The following is an 18,270-nucleotide window of genomic DNA, read 5'->3' as shown; positions in this document are numbered from 1 at the left end:
GGCCTCCGGCAATTCAGATCCTATCAATTTTGACAGTTGTTCAAATAAGAATTGGCGAGCACTCTTGCCAAGCATCAAATGCCTTCAAGCAATTAGCTGTAGATGCCGATGGCCAAAAAATATAAATGCTGCTCCTGCTTCCCATCTGAACCTCGTTTCATCTTGCTAAATCATTACCAGCTTACAAGTCGCGCAGTGCGCGGCCGGTAAAAGGCCGTATGTACTCCCTGCAGGCAGGCGTCTTTCCTTGTCTTTGCAAACCGTACTCTTTGAATGAAGTTGATACGAAGGAGAAACAATGCAAGCTTCACAAATAAGGCGTCATCTTGGTACGGCGGCGACATTGCTACCGGCCACCAAACCCGGCATGCTGGCAGCACAAAAGCTGACGACGCAAGACGCCGCGAGCGAACAACTGCTCAATCTTGAATTTTCCCCGCGTGACTACGTTGCTTATCTGCTATCGATCGATGCCGAGATCGAGCATTGCCTGATGGTGCAGTATCTGTACGCCGCCTATTCGCTGGGCGGACCGCAGGTGCCGCCACAGTTCCGCGACGCCGTCCGTAGCTGGCAGGAGGTGATCCTGGGCATCGCCAAGGAGGAAATGGGGCACCTGGTTTCGGTACAGAATGTGCTGCGCCTGATCGGCGCGCCGCTGCACTTCGAGCGTGAAGACTATCCCTGGGATGTGCCGTTTTATCCCTTCCCGTTCATGCTGCAGCCGCTGACGTTGGACTCGCTGGCCAAGTATGTGTACACGGAAGCCGCGGTGGACTGGAAAGGCGGCGCGCTGGGCGATGAAATCCGGGCGCGGGTTGCAACCCAGACGTCGAATCCGCATCAGGTGGCGGAATTGTTCGATACCCTGATTCCTCTGGTGGAAGATCCTCTGTATTTGCCCGATTACGTATTCCAGGCCGATACCTTCTCTTGCCAGGCCAATTTCGCCGAGTGGGGCCGTGGCTACCAGGGAGGCAATCGCGGCAACAGCACCGATACCGGCCATGAAAAGAGCGTGGCCAGAACGCCGGATGTGCTGGTGGTGCCGGTGACTTGCCGCGACGATGCCGTGAACGCCTTGAAGGCCATCGCCAAGCAGGGCGAGGCGCCGCATGGTTCGACGCCATCGCATTTTGTGCGGTTTTTGCGGGTGTATGTCGAAATGCGGGCTGCACAAACGCATCAGATCTGCAGCCTGGAACTCTGGAATAACGCTCGTCCAGCCGATTTTTTGGCGGATGCATGGGAGCGCGCCTACCCGGACGTAGCTTCTACGCCGCAGGCCAATGCCGCCCCTTGGAGCGCTTCGCGCCAGGTTGCCGTCAATCCGTATGTATCGCTGGATAGCGACGAGCAACCTGAGCAAGGCGGCACGCCCACTACGCCGATCACCCATCCGGAATCGGCGCTGTGGGCCTCCTTGCACAACGTGCGTTATCGCATGCTGCTGACCTATCTGATCCACAGCTTCACGCTGTACGGCGGCTTGAATGCAGCAGGTTTGATCACGCCGCGCGGCACCATCGTGAATGCGACGTTTGGCGAAATGTACAACCTGCGCGCGATTTCGGAAATCCTGATGCAGTCGCCGGTTTCCGCGACCGATCCTGAGGCCGGATTCGCCGGGCCGCCGTTCCAGATGCCGTACACCTTGAACACGCCGTTCGGGGAGGCCGATCGCTGGATCGGACATCTCGATCTGCTCAACGCTGCCGAAGGGTTGATCGCCGCACTGCTGCTCACCAGCGGCCCGGCGCGCCATGCCTATTTGCACAGTTTGCGCGAAGCGGATAAAAACATGATCGCGATTGCGACGCGTATTTTGTCCGGCAGCATTGATCCAGCCTTGCTCTAGGAGCCGATTATGCCGATATTAGAACTCCGTATCCTGCCGCCGATCGCCATCGGGCGGCTGGGCGCTGCAACCACGCCGCTGGAAGCATTCGATCTGGAAATCAATCCCGATCAGCCGTTTGATTACCGCCGCATCGTACCGCAGCCAAGTTTTGAAGTCGATCCGCAAAGCGGGGAGATTGTGCGTTTCTATGTGCCGGAAACCATTCGCTTCAAGGACGACAACAAGAAAATCCGGCCCGTCGCGCCCTTCCTGGAAGTCTATGCCCGCACCAGCGAAGCGCCGGAAGAACTGCAGCCATTGACGCCGGCCTTGCTGGCCGCGGAAGGGCTGGACCTGACGGCGCTGCACTGGGATATCGATCTTGGCAATATCAAGATCTACCGCCGCACCAACAACGATAACGACAAAATCCACGCCAGTCTGCACACGCTGAAAGACCATCGGCGCCATGCCATCGTCGGCAACTGTCCTAACTTCCATCCGGATAAAAGGCTGCCCCTGGGCTTTATCCAGTTTATCAAGCCAAGCACGGCATTTCCGGAAATCCGCCTGCGTTACACACCCGCCGCCGGCATCGTCTACGGCACCCGCATGCAACGGCGCGAATCGTACCAAGACCTGGAGCTGCACGACGATCCGGTGATCGATCACCCAGACCTGGTGCTGTACGACGAAAAAAAAGGCGACTGGCTGAACTACTCCGAAAGCACCGGCCCGACCCTGACCAACCCGGCCGGCATCTATGCCGGCTATGCGGACAAGGATGGCAACCAGGTCAGCTGGGGCTATCTGGATGACGAATGCGATGGCGTGGCGCGCATCGGCCTGACCCGCAAGGACGGCAGCCAGCTGTGGGCGCATGGCTATATCGGCGCCGGGCCGCCGGCTTTTGCGCCCGATACGCTGCCGATCCGGGTCGTGTCGGATGAAATGGAGCAGATCCTGTATGGTCCTGAGGTTGCCGAAGAAAGCGTATCGCTGGACGCCGCCACGGAAATCGTCTTGCGCGCGCTGGAAACCGTGCGATTGATGAATACCGCCGTGATGAACGGTAATCCGGTCAACGGCCAGTTGAACCTGGCCAGCACCATGGTGCGCCAGAACAGCAACGATTTCGAGCGCTACTATGAACCGATTGCGGCGCCGTCGATCGTCGACAACCTGGCGTTGCGCGCCTTGCACGAAAGGGTGTTCAGCACCCTGACCGCGGGCGGCGCGCCGTGGTTTGCCAAGGTATTGCGCCAGCCAGAGGAAATCGGCGACCTGTCGTCGGAAGGGTTGCGCAAGATGCCGGCCTTGATGCGCGGCGCCGATGGCCGCAGCCTGACACTGACCCGACGTCACATCAACATGGTGATCAAGGCAGCCCGCAATGCGATGTTTGGTCAAACCAATCCCGACGGAGGCAACAATGACCGCTAAAAACATGACGATCCGCGCCAATAACCTGACGGCGCAAATCCACCATCGCGGCGCGGGAAATCCTGCTTCGGTGCTGCCTCGCAGCGCCATCTCCAACTGCTTTCCGGGATTGGAATTCGATTTCCGGAACCTGTGGCGGCGTGCTTTCGAAGGTATCGTCCTGGTCGAGAACAACAACTACGTGGTGCACGCCGACGCGCCGTTCGAGCACCTGGCGACGCGCCGCCTGCTGCGCTTTGCCGGTCTGGATGTCGGCACCATGGTGGCGACCAGCGGCCCGGTTTTCCCTAACGGCTCGTCCGGCACCCTGGCCAGCGCCGCCAACCCGAATGCCGTGTCGTTCATGGAATGGTCGAATTCATTTGCCCGCATCATCCATCTGCAAGGACAGCAGGTCGAATGCGAATTCACAACCTACGCCAACGCCACCGAAGAAGTGCTGCTGACGCCGGGCACCGAAACGCTCAAAGTCAATCTGACCATGCGCCGTTTCTTTGAAGCGGAAACCGCGACCATCAACACCGACATGCTGCAACCGGGCGAACTGACCCAGGGTCTGTGCGCGCCCTGGCAAAACGATTATCGCGAATGCGCCTGCTATTACTGGGCGGCGTCGCGTCCCGATTATGTGAATGTGGAACCGGGCCAGGATGGTCTTTCCAAAGGCGACATGTGGTTTGCCAAGAAACGCACCGGTACCTATATCCCTGACAACCGGGTCGATACGCGCTTGTGGTCTTACGATGACTTGTTCAAATCCTGGCAGGAAGACCTGCAATTCGTGATTCGCGGGAAAGACGCCGATGAAGCATGAGCAGATGGCGGTGCACGACGCCAGTCTCGCGCCTGCGACCCTGGTCGATGCGACGTTGAGCGCCGGCATGGCGCCTGCGCTGGCCGCGCGCATCGTCGAAGCCTCGCGGCCGCGCCAGCGCGACGCTCATCTGATCGAAGATGCGCAAGGGGCGCAGCTGCTGATGGTGAATGGCAGCCGCCTGTTTCATCTGCCGCCCGCACTGGTCGCGGAATTCCGGGTGGCGCTGGATGCGCAGGACGATAGCCTGGTGCAAGGCTTGATTGCCAGCAGCGGCTTGCAGATGGCGCCGCTGATCGACGATGTGCCGCTGGCCGCGCCGCCGGTGCACGCCTTGTCTTTAGCGATTGCACAAAAATGCAATCTGGGTTGTACCTATTGCTATGCACAGCAAGGCGAGTTTGGCGGCAAAGCCAAGAACATGGAACTGGAAACGGCGCAGCAGGCGGTCGATCTGCTGCTGCGCAAAGCCGCGCCGGGCGCCAAGGTCAACCTGGCTTTCATGGGCGGCGAACCGCTGGCGAATCGCCCGGCTTTGCGCGCCGTCACCGCTTATGCGCAAGAGCAGGCCCGGCAACGGGGCGTCAATTGCCATTTCTCGATCACGACCAATGGCACGTTATTGCAGGCGGACGACGCCGATTTTTTCGAAGAACACGGTTTCGCCGTGACGGTCAGCCTGGATGGTCCGGCAGAACAGCACAATCGCCTGCGTCCGTTCAAGGGCGGCAAGGGTTCGTTCGATAAAATTATCGAACGGCTGGCGCCACTACTGGAACGCCAACGCCAGATGCAAGTATCGGCGCGGGTCACGGTAACGCCGTTCAATCTGAACCTGCCGCAAACGCTGGACCTGTTTATCGGCATGGGCTTCCACAGCGTCGGCTTTTCCCCCCTGCTGCGCGCCTCGAACGGCCAGGCGGAAATGGGGCCGGACGACATGGAAGAGATGTTGCAGGGCATGATCGCCTGCGGCCTGGCGTTTGAGCAACATGTCATGCTGGGACGGCGCTATCCCTTCATGAACATGCAAAATGCCTTGCGCGAGATTCAGCGCGGCACCCATCGCCCCTACCCTTGCGGCGCCGGTGCCGGCTATTTCGGCGTATCCGCCGAAGGCGAGTTATCCGCTTGCCATCGCTTCGTCGGCGACGACGCCGGCAAGATGGGTAATCTGGCCGAGGGCGTCGACAAAGCGCGCCAGACCGTGTGGCTGGAACAGCGCCACGTACATCAACAGCAGCCTTGCAATGCTTGCTGGGCGCGCTATCTGTGCGGCGGCGGCTGTCATCACGAGGTGCTGGCGCGGGGCCGCAGCGCCTGCGATTATATCCGTGGCTGGCTGCATTACACCATCGGCGCCCACGGCCGTCTCGGCCAGCTGGCGCCCGCCTGGTTTGCCGATCCGGACAACGCCGGCAGCACTTAGCGGTGAGCCGCCAGGTCGACATGTTCGTGATCGGCGCCGGCCCTGCCGGGCTGAGTGCGGCGCTGCGTTTGCAACAGCTCGGCTATCGGGTGATGCTCATCGAGCGCAGCGCCGTCTGGCCGCGCGCCCAGATCGGTGAAGCCCTGACGCCGGGCGTAAAAAACATCATCGATTTCCTGGACGCCAACGACGCCATGGAACATGTCCCCCATCTGACCCGCTTGCCGACGCGCCTGAGCTGGCGCAGCAAGGCAGCGGAAACGGTGTCGCATGCCGATGCCGCCGTAGTCGACCGCGCAGCTTTCGATGCGGCCTTGCTGCAACTGGCCAGGACGCGCGGGATAGAGGTACATCAGCCGGCCACCTTGGACAGCATCAGCGGCGCCGCGGGCGCATGGCAGCTCTCTTTTACAACGCCGGATTCCACGCATCAGGTAAGCGCGCGGATGATTCTGGATGCCCGGGGACGCGCAGGCAACCCGGCCCGGCAATCACTCTGCGCGCCGCGCTTATCCGCCATGTGGGCAGAGATTGGGGAAAATCATATCCCCTCCGACCTGGCGCATATCACGCAAGTAGAAGCGCTAGAGCATGGCTGGTTGTGGGGCACACGCCTGCCGGACCGGCGTTATCGCGTCATGCTGTTATCCGATCCGGCCACCTCGCGCCAGTCGAGCGCAGGAGATCCGGAATCTTGGCTGCGCAATCATTGCGCCGGCAGCGTCTTGTTCGCGGGTGTGGCCCGCCAGCCATTTTCCAGCACGCTGCAAATGTGCTCCGCGACGCCCTATGTGGCGCTGAATAGCTGGCAGGATGGCCGCATCAAGCTCGGCGATGCGGCATTCGCGCTGGATCCGATATCTTCGTCCGGCGTGGAAAAGGCCATGCGCTTTTCCTTGCAGGCGACGCTTGCCGTGCATACCTTTTGCCAGGCCGGCAATCCGGCACAGCAAACCCTAGCGCGTGAATTCTATCAACAACGCCTGGTTGAAACCTGCGCCCGTCACCATTTCTGGACCGCAGCGTATTATCGGCAAGCCTGGTGCAGCGAGCAGCCGTTTTGGCGCAGCCGCTCGACATCGTCGCTCACACCGGCACCCGGCAATCCAGAGTCCCTTCTCATGCTAGATGCGCTGCAACTTGAAATTGATCAATTGGAAAATTATCGTGAGCCGGCGTTCCACGCAGGTCCGGGAATACAGGCCCACCAGATGATCCGCTTTCATCGCGCGGTAGAAATAGTACCTCTGCCTTGCGCGACGGGCGACAAAGTCGAATTATTGCCGGCCATGCGGCACCCGCATCTGGAACGTCCGTTGGCGTTCTGGGAAAACGAAGCTGTACTGCCTCGTCTGGAGATATTGTCGCAACAAACCTCTTTGTCTTCGGCACGCGATCTGCTCGCTCAAACCATGGGCTTGCAAAAGGCCCAGCGCTTGCTGACCTGGTTGTGGCAGCGTGGCTTGCTTGAAGTCGTCAGTCATTGACGGCGAGCGATGCCCAAAGATGCTGCGCTGCGTAGGCGCGCCACGGACGCCAGGCTTGCGCCCGCGCGGCTAACTCCTTGGCGCTGGGTTTTACCCCCTCATGCAGCGCAATCGCATTCATCAGCGCCACATCCCCGGCCGGGAAGGCATCCGGTTCACGCAAATGGCGCAGCGCGATGTAGTGCGCGGTCCAGTCGCCGATGCCCGGCAGTTCGCACAATTTCTGCACTGCTTCATCCAGGCTGGCGCGGCTGTCGAGCAATTGCGGATCAGCTACTAGTGCGGCGGCCATCGCCGATAAGGTTGCCGCGCGCGATTTCGGCATGCCGAGCGGCCCCAGATCCGTCTTCGCCACATGTGCGGGTTGCGGGAATACATGGGTGAGGCCGGGACGGTCTGCGCATTGTTCCCGCAGCGCTTCGCCATGCTGCGCCACCAGTTTGGCGGCTAGCCGGATGGCGCCGGCCACGGTAATCTGCTGCCCCAGTACGGCGCGCATCGCCAGTTCAAACCCATCCCAGGCGCCTGGCAGGCGCAAGCCGGAACGCGCTGCGGTCAGCGCCGCCATCAAAGGGTCGGCGCTCAATTGCTGGTTGATGGCTTGCGGATCGGCGGCGAGGTCGAACATCCTTCTCAGGCGGGCGATGATGGCCGGCAGCGATGCCAGGCGCGGAAAACGAATGGTGGCTTGCAACGCATGGCCGGCGCCCTGCTGCACCAGCACCGTGCCCTGCACGCCATCGAGACAGATGCTGCGGGAATAACTGCTGTCGGCCACCAGTTCAAGTCCGGTGATGGCGCGCGCCTTGAAAAACGCCAGCATGGCCGGCCAGTCGTACGGAGGACGATAGCGTAGCAATAGCGTCACCTCGCCTTGGGCTCCCGCCGATTGTTCGGGCTGGGCGTTGTGCCGCAAGGCGCTGGGCGGGCGTTGATACAGGCCATGGAAAACTTCGTTGAAACGGCGCACGCTGCCGAAGCCGGCGGCGAAGGCGATCTCGGTGAACGGCATGCGGGTTTCGTGGATCAGTTGCTTGCCCAGCAGCACGCGGCGGGTCTGCGCCACGGTGACCGGCGATGCGCCCACATGCAGCACAAACAGGCGGCGCAGCTGGCGCTCGCCCAGGCCGAGACGCTCTGCCAGCGCATCCATGCCGGCCTCATCCAACGCCCCCATCTCGATCAACGCCAGCGCCCGCGCCACGGCATGCGAGACGCCGGTATTCGAGACGCCGCGCCAGGCGCCGGAATCGGGCGCGGCTTCGGGCCGACAGCGCAGGCACGGACGAAAACCGGCTTCCTGAGCCGCAGCGGCATTGGCAAAAAACAAGACGTTTTCCGATTTGGCGGTACGCGCCGGACAAATCGGCCGGCAGTAGATGCCGGTGGTTTTGACGGCAATGAAAAAGCGGCCGTCAAAGCGCACATCGCGGCTGGCTAGCGCCCGGTAACAGGTGTCGTGATCGAGTTCCATGGCGGCATGATCGCGCCATCGGCAGGTGCTGTCTAGCGGTTTTCGGACATGGGCATTGTGATAATAAAGACGGCGATGAGAGTAGTCATGATGCCGAAGATCCGCGCGAAAATGCGCAGGGTCAGAAAAGCCCCCCGTGGGTGCAATGCGGGATATTGCTATGGTAATTAATGAAAATAGCAGCCGGGAAGCCATGTAACGCGGTTTCTATGGCTTCGACCAGGCTGAGGCATTGTTTACCTGACTTATTTGCCGTTCAGGGCGGGCCACAGGCGCGGGCCGCCGTCGCCGTAGCGGTCATCGAAGCGTTTTAATACGGCTTCGCGGGCGGAATCGGTCAGGCTAGGGTATTTATCGCCCTGCTCGATGGCGGCGTAAGCTTCGCCAGCCTTGGCGAGGTCGTCGGGGATATGGAAATTGCTGACAAAATCTTGTTGCCACTGCTCGGTCACTTTGGCGACCAGCACGGCGCGCGCCGGGTGGTTCAGGACACTGAATTCATCGGCGCCGGCGGTAATCCTTTGCAACGTCTCAGTCAATCCGTCCTCGGTTAGCGGCGCCTTGGTGAATTCTTTAACGGCATGTGAGCCACTCGTCTTACTCATGTCACTCTCCTCGGGTTAAGTGGTGTGATGGTGGACGGCCCGCTGCTGCGGGCAGATGTTGCAGACTCGGTATTGCTCAGATGATGGTCCAGGTTCGCTTGCGCTTTTTTCGCCGTAAAGCATGCGGCAGATTCGCCTGATAAATTATTGCGTGGTGAAAAAGCGTTCTTGCATTTCTTCCAGCCCGAGCGTGTGCAGCACTTCTTGCAGACGCTCGGTCGGTCGCTTGCGCGGCAGGTTCTTGTAGCTGGCGATAATCAATTCATTCTTCATGGAATGCTCCCACCCGACCAGCTCGGTTACGCTGACTTGATAACCGTGCGCTTCCAGCTGCAGGCAGCGCAATACATTGGTGACCTGGCTGCCGAATTCACGCGTATGCAGCGGATGACGCCAGATCTCGGTCAATGCTTCTTTTCCCAGCGATTTACCCTTGTTCTTTTTCAGCACCGAAGCCACTTCAGCCTGGCAGCAAGGCACCAGCACCATGAAACGCGCCTGTTTCTTCAGACCGAACTCAATCGCATCGTCGGTCGCTGTGTTGCAAGCGTGCAATGCTGTGACGACATCGATCCGGCTTGGCAGCAATGCCGACTCGATCGATTCAGCCACCGATAGATTAAGAAACGACATGCCGGGAAACGCCAGGCGCTGCGCCAGTTCCTGCGATTTCTTCACCAGTTCTTCGCGCGTCTCGATGCCGAAGATATGCGAATTGTCACTCAGCGTCTTGAAGAACAAATCGTAAAGGATGAATCCCAGATAAGATTTGCCCGCCCCATGGTCGACCAGCTGTACGCCGCTTTGTTCCCGCTGGATTTCCTGCAGCAGGGGTTCGATGAATTGATATAGATGATATACCTGCTTGAGCTTGCGGCGGCTATCCTGGTTCAATTTGCCGTCGCGCGTCAGGATATGCAGCTCTTTGAGCAGTTCTATCGATTGACCTGGACGAATTTCGTGCTTGGACGGCGCTTGGCCGGTGGAAGTGGATTCTTGCTTGATACCGTTCATGGAGCTTGCTTTCTGTCGGCCAGTCTGGCCCGCTATTCTGCCAAGTATAACGGCTTCGGCCGCCGGAGGTCTTGTAAACGCTCCCTGCGGCCGAAAAAACTAACGCGCCGGCGGACTCACCCGCCCCATCGTGCAGGCGTAGCGGCCCAGTTCGATATCGTTGCGCAAGCCCATTTTTCTCATCGCCGACGCTTTTTGCAAACCCACCGTCTTGACGCTCTTGTTGAGCCGGTCGGCAATTTCGCGCAGGCTATTGCCGACCACGTACATCTTCAGCACTTCGACTTCACGCCGGGTCGGCAGCTTGCCGCTCGGGCCTTTTTTCAGTATCAGCAAGGCCGACTTGCCGATATACGGCGTGCTCTTCGACCCCTCCAGCAGGGCGCGGCCAAGTTCGACCATCTCGTCGCTCTTGTGCACCAACCCTTTCACTCCGCTATGCATGATCTGGTGCAGCACGGCGGGTATGTCGATCATGGTCAACACAATCAGCGAGACCCGCGGGTAGTCGCGCTTGAGCTGGTTGAGCAACGTACAACCGCCGCCGATACGGTTGATCGGCATCGAAAACTCAGTGATTAGCAGGTCGCACGGCGTATCTTGCAGCCGCTCCGCAAGTTCTGCGGCCGACACCGCCGTCGCCACCACCACAAAGCCGGGCATCTGCCGGATGTATTTTCGAACGCCAGAAATAACGGCCGGCTGATCGTCGGCCAGAATGATCTTGATCATGGAATTTTCTCCCTTGGATATAAGTGGTTGGCGTACCGCGCTAGGGTTTTACTTATCGTTATCGATTAGGAAGTATCCAATTTTTACATTATTAAATATATAAGGTAATTTCTTAAATTCGTAGCTTAATTGATAACCAAGATGCAAAATGGATAATATCAATCCCGCTGTCACAAGCTGCTGGGATTCCCGGACTATTGCTATTCCTGGACCAGCCCTATCCGGTTTGGTTTTGCCATGGAGCAAACATTGTGAAAATCGTTCTTGCTGACGACCACCCCGTATTTACCGCAGGGGTGCGCGATTACCTCGATCACGTACCGGATTGCCGCGTGATCGCCTGCGTAACCAGTGCCGATGACTTGGTCCGCTGCCTGGAATCGACGCCATGCGATCTCGTCATTACCGAGTTTTCAATGCCGATGACGCGTGTCAGCGATGGCTTGCATCTGCTGTCCTACATCCGGCGTCACCATCCGCATACCTGGCTGATCGTGCTGACCATGAATGCCTTTCCGGTCGTGCTGCAGCAGATCATCAATAGCGGCGTGAACGGCTTGCTGCATAAAAGCGATGCGATTCCTGAACTCGGCAAAACCATCCGCCAGCTGGGTAGCAGCACGCCATACGTGGGGCCCTCGTTTCAGGCGCTGTTGCAGAACGAAACCGAGGAACAAGGCAAATGCCGCCTCCCCAGCCCACGCGAGATTGAAGTGCTGCGCCTGTATGCGGCCGGCAATAGTTTGCGCGATATCGCCAAGCGCCTCAGCAAGAGCGTGAAAACCGTCAGCCTGCAAAAGGCGTCGGCAATGAAAAAGATGGGTTTGCGCAACGACATCGAACTGGGTCGCTACTGCGCAATGTTCAGCGGCGACATCATCCGGCCGCAAGGGCACGCAGACTGGATAGTGCCAGGGTTGACAGGTTTTAAACGCGTAGGAAAAATTGAGTCCTGACTGGCTCAGTCCTGCTGGCCCAGATCGAAAATCCGCGTCATCGGCGCCCATTTCTCGCCGGCGGCGGTCCATGGCGTCGCCGCCTGGAATTGCCACATCAAGGCTTCCCATTCCTGCACTTTGGGATTGATGCCGGCGGCATGCGCCATTTGTTCCGGGCTATAAACGGCGTCGTCGGTTTCCATCAGCATCACCAGCCGCGTGCCGAGGCGGTAGATTTCCATGCCGGTCACGCCATGTTGACGCAGATGCGCGGCAATCTCTGGCCAGATCCGGCGGTGATACTGCTCGTACTCCCGGATCAGGACGGGATCGTCTTTCAGGTCGAGCGCCAGGCAATAACGCATGTCAATTGTCTCCGTCTGCCGAGTTTGCAATGAAAAGTGTCCAAGTCACGGATCTGATTGGCCCCTGGATTAAAGCGGGTTAAAATTTCTCTTGAAAAGGTTTATTGGCTGGACCAATATTATCATGTCAAAAAACCTGGCAGCAATCGATAAACCCGATTAATTTGTGCTGGAGGAAACTTATGGTGGCCCGGGCCGATTGAGCAATGCAGGCATTTATCCATGACAAGATGGTCATCCGCTACTGTCGAACCGGCTTCGAGCGGCTTCGGCGTGGCACAATATGCAAAATATCACTCATTGTCGCCATGCCCATACAACTTATCCACAACCGCCGCCTGTATCAACAAATCGCCGACCAGTTACGCGACATGATCGACCGCGGCGAATATGGTCCCGGCGGCAACCTGCCGCCTGAACGGGAGCTGGCCAAGCAATTCGGCGTCAGTCGTACTTCGGTGCGGGAAGCGCTGATTGCCTTGGAAGTGATCGGAATTGTCAGCGTGCGGGTCGGCAACGGCGTGGTAGTGCTGCCGCGCGAAGAGCAGCCTTTAGCCAAGGACGAGCCAGAGCCATCCGCTCTGCAACAGGCGGCGCGCCGCAGCGGTTGGGAAATCGATCCGGAACTCGATCTGGAAATCAGCCACGAGCTGGATGATGAAATTCCGCCATTCAAGCTGTTGCAGGCGCGACGCCTGGTGGAGCCGGAAACCGCCGCCCTCGCTGCGGTCAACGCCAGTGACGAGCAGCTGCGCAGTATCGCTGAAGCCTATGCGCGCAATGTCGAAGATAACCGCAACGGTTCGCACACCCATCCGGGCGACCGCCTGTTTCATATCCGTATCGCCGAGGCCAGCGGCAATCCGGCTTACCTGTTACTCGTCAGTCATCTGCTGGGACGCAAATACGGCATGATGTTCCAGCGCCTGCAAACGCTGTATACCTCGAAAGACATGCCGAACCGTTCAGAGCACGAGCATCTGCTGATCCTGGAAGCGCTGCAGGCACGCGACGCCGCAGCAGCGCGCAAGGCGATGCGGGCGCATATGGATTCCGTGGTGAAGATTTTCTCGCGCTCGGTGCCCGATCAAAATATCAAATATCAACCGGATCCACTTCCAAAGACCACTTCGCGCGTGTCTTGATCTGCCGCAGTTGTGCCATCCAGTCGGTCAGGAAAGCCTGTAAACCCGGACGCGACGGACATTCGATCAGCAATTGCGCGCGGTCGACATTTGCCACGCGGGTCATGGTCATCGGAATCGGGTCATGAATCGTGATGCCCTCATGCTCGATGCAGTGCGCCGCCTGTTGCAGGAATTCAATCGCGGTTTCCAGTTCCTTGGCTTCCGCCCTTAGCAAGGCTTGATAAATGTAGGGCGGCAAACAGGCTTGTTCGCGCTCTTCCAGCAGCGAACTGGCGAAGTGGTCGTAATCGTGGGCGATCACGGCCGCATACAGCGGATGTTGCGGATAACGTGTCTGGATCAGCACTTCGCTGGCACTGCCGCCCTCTTTCTGCGCCGCCCGGCCGGCACGCCCGGCCACCTGCATCAATTGCGCGAACAGCCGCTCGCTGGCGCGGTAGTCGTGCGAAAACAGCGCCGTATCGGGATTCAGGATACCCACCAGCGTCAAATTCTTGAAGTCATGACCCTTGGCGACCATCTGGGTGCCAATCAGAATGTCCACTTCGCCTCGGTGCACGCTATCGAAAGCCGCTTGCGCACTCCCTTTGCGGCGGGTTGAATCGGCGTCGATGCGCAGCACCCGCGCTTCCGGAAACATCGCTTTCAAACCCTCTTCCAGTCTTTGTGTGCCGCGTCCCAGCGGTTGCAGATCGACATTGCCGCAAGTCGGGCAAGATTTCGGAATGCGCAACTCCAGGCTGCAATGATGACAACGCAGCCGATGCTCGGGTTTGTGCAACACCATGAAAGAGGTGCAACGGGTGCAGTTGCTGACCCAGCCGCAGGCGTCGCAAGCAATTACCGGCGCGTAGCCGCGGCGGTTCAGGAACAGCAGCGATTGCTCTCCGCGTTCCAGCCTTTGCTTGAGCGCGCTGATCAGGATCGAGGTCAAACCCTCGCTGGGCTTGTCGCGCTCCATATCTATCCGGCGCACCTTGGGCAAGACCGCATCCTTGACCGCCCGCTCGCGCAATTCCAGTTTTTTATACCGGCCGGATTGGGCGTGATGCCAGGTTTCCAGCGACGGCGTGGCCGAGCCCAGCACAATCGGAATGCTTAATTGATGGGCGCGCCATACCGCCAGGTCGCGCGCCGAATAACGTAAACCTTCCTGCTGCTTGTAGGAAGGATCATGCTCTTCGTCGATGACGATCAGCTTCAGGTGCGGCAATGAGGCCAGCACCGCAAGCCGGGTGCCCAGGATAATCCGCGCCTGTCCCAAGTGCGCCGCCAGCCAGTGGCGCATGCGCTCGCCTTCCGCCAAGCCGCTGTGCAGGGTCGCCACCATGACGCCGGGGAATCGGGCGCGGATGTTTCCCTCCAGTTGCGGCGTCAGGTTGATTTCCGGCACCAGGATCAGGATTTGCGATTGGTTCTCTGCGCCATTTTCGCGTTGCGCCAGGATTTGCGCCGCCGCCTGCAGATAGACCTCTGTCTTGCCGCTGCCAGTGACGCCATACAGCAAGGTTGGCGCAAAACCGCTGGCGCCGGCGATCGTGTCTGCGGCCTGCTGTTGCGCCGGATTCAGTTGCGCGGCATCGATTGGCGTAGCGTCGTGTACCGCACCCGCTTGCTGCAGTTTTTTCAAACCACGGTCCAAGGCTACCGGCGTCAGCGCCCGCAGGTTTTTAGGCAAACCCGGCAACGCCACCTCGCCCAGCGGCCGCTGGTAGTAATCGGCGGCAAAACGGCACAGCGCCAGCCACTGTGCCGATAAAGGCGCGAGCTGGTGGCGTACGGCTTGTACATTTTTTAATTTTTCAGCAGGAACCTCGCTCTCGTCGCTCAGGCCGACAATCATGCCGACCACTTCGCGCCTGCCGAACGATAGTTGCACCAGCTGACCGATGCGCGGCACAGGCTCGCTGTCGTCGCCAGCTTGCCAGCGATAATCGAAGCTACTATCGAGGGGGGTATCGAGGACGATCTGAAGAATGCTTTGTTTCACGAACTTAATGTATTTCCCGAGGAAATTGGCTAACTATCGGTTTCATAAGCGCTTTTAAAACGCACCAGATTTTCTGTGGATAACTTTGTGGACAACGTCAGCTAAACAAGGAGAAAGTACCTGTTTACGCGGCATTCCAGCCGATGGACAAATTTAAATAAAAATAAAAATCCTTTTAAATCAAGGACTTAATTTATGCGTTATTCACAGTGAAAATTTTCTCTGCATTTTAAAAATAGCCTTGCAGAAACAAAAATATGTGCATAACTACATTCAAAATATTCCAAAACAAAGCGCAAAAAGGTAACAATCAAGTCGACATTCGAAACCGACGCCGTGCACCATCATGTCGCCTTTTCCGGAAAAATCATCCAACTTCGCTTTGGCAAAATTAGCGGCGTGTCAACTGCCGCCAAATCGCTATTGCGCCAAATTCCTAAGATTCCACTTAATGTAAAACATTAGGAAGTGTCCTAAGCGTCGGTTTCATAAGCGCTTTTCAAATTATCCACAATGTCTGTGGATAACTTTGTGGGTAACCTGCTCTTGACAGGCTGCAGGCTCATAGTTGACGCGGGTTTCATTAAATTGCCTAAACTAAAAGCAGAAAATAAAACCTTAAAAATCAATTACTTACAAAACACAATCAAGTCGCAAAATAAAAATATCTATATAAATAATTACCGTGGTGCAGCAGATTTATTTTGTGCATAACTAGCGGCTATTGATATGCCTGGCAGCGTTGAATGTGTTATGTGTTTCGCTTTGTAACAGTAGAATTTTCCACGAGGAAAGCCGAAATCTCGCTCCGCCAGCCCTATGCGCGCATTTTACGGCTGATTTCATGGACCGCATCGACCATCACCGCAACCGATTCCGGCGGCGTAAATTGTGAAATTCCGTGCCCCAGGTTGAAGACGTGGCCATTTCCTGCTTGTGGCGCACCGTAGGCATTCAGCAATCGGCTGACTTCGCCACGGATCTGCTCAGGGTTGGCAAACAGTACGGCAGGATCGAGATTGCCTTGCAAGGCAACGCGCAGGCCGACGCGATCGCGGGCTTCAGCCAGGTTGACCGTCCAGTCGAGGCCGACAGCGTCGGCGCCGATGTCGGCAATTTGCTCCAGCCACAGGCCGCCGCCTTTGGTAAACACGATTGCAGGAATCGGTACGCCGTCTTTCTCGCGCTTCAATTGCGACACCACCTGGCGCATGTAATCCAGCGAAAATTCCTGGTAAGCGCCGTCCGCCAGCGCGCCGCCCCACGAATCGAAAATCATCACGGCCTGGGCGCCGGCGTCGATTTGCGCATTCAGGTAAGCCGCCACTGCCGCCGCGTTGGTGCTAAGCACGTGGTGCATCAGGTCCGGGCGGTTGTACAGCATGGTCTTGATGGTATGGAATTCGCGCGACCCCTGGCCTTCCACCATGTAGCAGGCGAGAGTCCACGGGCTGCCGGCAAAGCCGATCAGCGGCACGCGGCCGTTCAGCTCGGTGCGGATTTGCGTCACTGCCTTGAATACGTAATCCAGTTTTTCCAGATCCGGCGCTTGCAACGCCATCACGTCTTTTTCGTCGCGCAACGGCCGCTCGAACTTGGGGCCTTCGCCATCGGCAAAGTACAAACCCAGTCCCATCGCGTCCGGCACCGTCAGGATGTCGGAAAACAGAATGGCGGCATCCAGCGGGAAACGCTCCAGCGGCTGCAAGGTGACCTCGGTAGCGTAGTCGGGATTGGTCGCCAGGCCCATGAAAGACCCTGCCCTGCTGCGGGTTTTACGGTATTCCGGCAGGTAGCGGCCAGCCTGACGCATCAGCCATAGCGGCGTGTATTCGGTCGGCTGGCGCAGCAGCGCGCGCAGGAAGGTATCGTTTTTCAGCGGGGCGAATTGTGACATGAGGGCTAATATGAATGCATGTGATAACGCCTTATTATCTCATCCAAAGCCATGGCTGCGGCAGCGCTTTGCCTAATGAGCGGTATAAGGTACCGTCACTAAGCGTTGTCATGGTGAGCCGCGACCAGATCATCGAGGAACGCTTGCAGCACCTCGCCGCGGCTGGACTGGCGGCGCGTCACCATGTGCAATGTCACGTCATAGCAGAGTAATCGGGGATTCAACGCTGCCAGCAATCCCTGTTGCACCAAGGGCGCGGCAAAGTGTTCCGGCAGGAAGCCAAGATGCCGTCCCGACAGCATCAGGACCGCGACCGCCTCCATATTATCGGCCAGCGCCGTCACCCGCGCCGGCTGAAACGCGCCATCCACCCCATCGGCTTCCGGCAGAGGATAGCTGCGCCAGACCCAGTCGTGGTCGGCAAGCGCCGCTAGGCTTAACTTGCCGGCTTGAGTAAACAGCGGATGACCGGCGGCGCAATAGGCTATCTGATGTTCCGCATACAGGGGCGCGTATTCCAGATTCGGCAGACGGTGCCAGAAATAGCCGATGCCCAGATCCAGCCGGCCGTTGATGACTTCTTCCTCCAGCTGGCCCGGCGCCAGCACTGCCAGCGATAGCATGACCGCCTCGTCCCTGGCGCGAAACCTGGCGATTGCCTGGCTCAGGCGCGCATTGGCGCTCATGGCGGTGTGGCCGATCAGGCCCAACTGTAATTTGCCGGCCAGCTTGCGGCCGATTTGCTGCGCATCCAGGCAAAAGTGGTCGATGTTCTCGATCAGCCGGCGGCTGCTCAACGCAAACTGTTCGCCGCGCGGCGTCAGACGGAAGCCGGCGCGGCCGCGCTCGCACAGGCGATAGCCGAGCCGTGTTTCCAGCGTCGCCACTTGGGTGCTGATGGTGGATTGGCTCACATTCAACGCGGTCTGCGCCGCGGAAATGCCGCCGGCGTCCAGCACAGACAAGAAGACGCGGATCAGGCGCAGGTCAAGATCGGATAGCTGGTTGAGCATGGTGTAGCGCTGGCCGTAAACAAAGTCAAATCGATCATACATCTATCTGTATCAATGTAAATGTCTCATTACACAGATTTT

The 18,270-nt window shown here is 58.5% G+C and carries 15 protein-coding genes; 7 read left to right on the top strand and 8 right to left on the bottom strand.

Going from position 1 to position 18,270, the window contains the following annotated elements:
* Window positions 1-298 precede the first annotated feature (298 nt).
* The 5 genes from ABI171_RS03420 to ABI171_RS03400 are packed head-to-tail and all read left to right on the top strand — an operon-like array spanning window position 299 to window position 7,013.
* Window positions 299-1,858: a ferritin-like domain-containing protein gene (locus tag ABI171_RS03420; RefSeq protein ID WP_348091202.1), complete on the top strand. Its 1,560-nt coding sequence runs from the start codon at window positions 299-301 to the stop codon at window positions 1,856-1,858.
* Window positions 1,859-1,867: 9 nt separating this feature from the next.
* Complete coding sequence (locus ABI171_RS03415) at window positions 1,868-3,283, top strand: hypothetical protein (protein WP_348091201.1); 1,416 nt, start codon at window positions 1,868-1,870, stop codon at window positions 3,281-3,283.
* Complete coding sequence (locus tag ABI171_RS03410) at window positions 3,273-4,097, top strand: hypothetical protein (protein ID WP_348091200.1); 825 nt, start codon at window positions 3,273-3,275, stop codon at window positions 4,095-4,097. The genes ABI171_RS03415 and ABI171_RS03410 overlap by 11 nt, the downstream gene beginning before the upstream one ends.
* Entirely contained in the window at window positions 4,087-5,526 is a 1,440-nt protein-coding gene (locus ABI171_RS03405) for a radical SAM protein (protein WP_348091199.1), read from the top strand. The genes ABI171_RS03410 and ABI171_RS03405 overlap by 11 nt, the downstream gene beginning before the upstream one ends.
* Window positions 5,527-5,528: 2 nt before the next feature.
* Window positions 5,529-7,013 (top strand): tryptophan 7-halogenase, encoded by a 1,485-nt coding sequence (locus ABI171_RS03400; protein ID WP_348091198.1) that lies wholly within the window; start codon window positions 5,529-5,531, stop codon window positions 7,011-7,013.
* On the opposite strand, the gene ABI171_RS03395 is transcribed toward ABI171_RS03400, so the two are convergent.
* The 4 genes from ABI171_RS03395 to ABI171_RS03380 all read right to left on the bottom strand — a co-directional run bounded on the left by ABI171_RS03395 (window position 7,003) and on the right by ABI171_RS03380 (window position 10,838).
* Window positions 7,003-8,487: an AlkA N-terminal domain-containing protein gene (locus ABI171_RS03395; RefSeq protein WP_348091197.1), complete on the bottom strand. Its 1,485-nt coding sequence runs from the start codon at window positions 8,485-8,487 to the stop codon at window positions 7,003-7,005. The two genes, ABI171_RS03400 and ABI171_RS03395, sit on opposite strands and share 11 nt — an antisense overlap.
* A gap of 245 nt (window positions 8,488-8,732) precedes the next feature.
* Window positions 8,733-9,092 carry a hypothetical protein gene (locus ABI171_RS03390; RefSeq protein WP_348091196.1) on the bottom strand — a complete coding sequence of 120 codons (360 nt, stop codon included), beginning with the start codon at window positions 9,090-9,092 and terminating at the stop codon, window positions 8,733-8,735.
* A 144-nt stretch (window positions 9,093-9,236) separates the two neighbouring features.
* Window positions 9,237-10,106, bottom strand: a complete 870-nt coding sequence (locus tag ABI171_RS03385) for an SAM-dependent methyltransferase (RefSeq protein ID WP_348091195.1) — start codon at window positions 10,104-10,106, stop codon at window positions 9,237-9,239.
* 99 nt (window positions 10,107-10,205) lie between these two features.
* Window positions 10,206-10,838: a response regulator transcription factor gene (locus tag ABI171_RS03380; protein WP_348091194.1), complete on the bottom strand. Its 633-nt coding sequence runs from the start codon at window positions 10,836-10,838 to the stop codon at window positions 10,206-10,208.
* A gap of 251 nt (window positions 10,839-11,089) precedes the next feature.
* Between ABI171_RS03380 and ABI171_RS03375 the strand changes: the two genes are divergently transcribed.
* Window positions 11,090-11,794 carry a response regulator transcription factor gene (locus ABI171_RS03375; protein WP_348091193.1) on the top strand — a complete coding sequence of 235 codons (705 nt, stop codon included), beginning with the start codon at window positions 11,090-11,092 and terminating at the stop codon, window positions 11,792-11,794.
* 5 nt (window positions 11,795-11,799) lie between these two features.
* Here the strand turns inward: ABI171_RS03375 and ABI171_RS03370 are convergent, their stop codons facing one another.
* Window positions 11,800-12,141, bottom strand: coding sequence for an L-rhamnose mutarotase (locus ABI171_RS03370; protein ID WP_348091192.1), 342 nt, complete (start codon window positions 12,139-12,141; stop codon window positions 11,800-11,802).
* Between the two features lie 308 nt (window positions 12,142-12,449).
* On the opposite strand from ABI171_RS03370, the gene ABI171_RS03365 reads away from it, so the two are divergent.
* On the top strand, window positions 12,450-13,286 hold the full coding sequence (locus ABI171_RS03365) for a FadR/GntR family transcriptional regulator (protein WP_348091191.1): 837 nt from the start codon (window positions 12,450-12,452) through the stop codon (window positions 13,284-13,286).
* On the opposite strand, the gene ABI171_RS03360 is transcribed toward ABI171_RS03365, so the two are convergent.
* From ABI171_RS03360 to ABI171_RS03350, 3 genes are all read right to left on the bottom strand, one after another.
* Window positions 13,237-15,279 carry a primosomal protein N' gene (locus ABI171_RS03360; RefSeq protein WP_348091190.1) on the bottom strand — a complete coding sequence of 681 codons (2,043 nt, stop codon included), beginning with the start codon at window positions 15,277-15,279 and terminating at the stop codon, window positions 13,237-13,239. The two genes, ABI171_RS03365 and ABI171_RS03360, sit on opposite strands and share 50 nt — an antisense overlap.
* Window positions 15,280-16,096: 817 nt before the next feature.
* Entirely contained in the window at window positions 16,097-17,176 is a 1,080-nt protein-coding gene (gene hemE / locus ABI171_RS03355; RefSeq protein WP_348091189.1) for a uroporphyrinogen decarboxylase, read from the bottom strand.
* A 98-nt stretch (window positions 17,177-17,274) separates the two neighbouring features.
* A complete protein-coding gene (locus tag ABI171_RS03350; protein ID WP_348091208.1) occupies window positions 17,275-18,189 on the bottom strand; it encodes a LysR family transcriptional regulator in 915 nt (304 codons plus the stop codon).
* Window positions 18,190-18,270: the final 81 nt, after the last annotated feature.

This window comes from Collimonas sp. (assembly GCF_039923675.1).
Taxonomy (GTDB): Bacteria; Pseudomonadota; Gammaproteobacteria; order Burkholderiales; family Burkholderiaceae_D; genus Collimonas.
The sequence above is the reverse complement of the archived record's forward strand: the minus strand, read 5'-3'. Positions and strand labels throughout refer to the sequence as shown.

Bases quoted from the DNA above. Each gene is read 5' to 3' on its own strand.
- ABI171_RS03370 (WP_348091192.1), bottom strand. From the start codon at position 12,141: ATGCGTTATTGCCTGGCGCTCGACCTGAAAGACGATCCCGTCCTGATC.
- hemE (WP_348091189.1), bottom strand. From the start codon at position 17,176: ATGTCACAATTCGCCCCGCTGAAAAACGATACCTTCCTGCGCGCGCTG.
- ABI171_RS03420 (WP_348091202.1), top strand. From the start codon at position 299: ATGCAAGCTTCACAAATAAGGCGTCATCTTGGTACGGCGGCGACATTG.
- ABI171_RS03405 (WP_348091199.1), top strand. From the start codon at position 4,087: ATGAAGCATGAGCAGATGGCGGTGCACGACGCCAGTCTCGCGCCTGCG.
- ABI171_RS03385 (WP_348091195.1), bottom strand. From the start codon at position 10,106: ATGAACGGTATCAAGCAAGAATCCACTTCCACCGGCCAAGCGCCGTCC.
- ABI171_RS03410 (WP_348091200.1), top strand. From the start codon at position 3,273: ATGACCGCTAAAAACATGACGATCCGCGCCAATAACCTGACGGCGCAA.
- ABI171_RS03350 (WP_348091208.1), bottom strand. From the start codon at position 18,189: ATGCTCAACCAGCTATCCGATCTTGACCTGCGCCTGATCCGCGTCTTC.
- ABI171_RS03415 (WP_348091201.1), top strand. From the start codon at position 1,868: ATGCCGATATTAGAACTCCGTATCCTGCCGCCGATCGCCATCGGGCGG.
- ABI171_RS03380 (WP_348091194.1), bottom strand. From the start codon at position 10,838: ATGATCAAGATCATTCTGGCCGACGATCAGCCGGCCGTTATTTCTGGC.
- ABI171_RS03395 (WP_348091197.1), bottom strand. From the start codon at position 8,487: ATGGAACTCGATCACGACACCTGTTACCGGGCGCTAGCCAGCCGCGAT.
- ABI171_RS03390 (WP_348091196.1), bottom strand. From the start codon at position 9,092: ATGAGTAAGACGAGTGGCTCACATGCCGTTAAAGAATTCACCAAGGCG.
- ABI171_RS03365 (WP_348091191.1), top strand. From the start codon at position 12,450: ATGCCCATACAACTTATCCACAACCGCCGCCTGTATCAACAAATCGCC.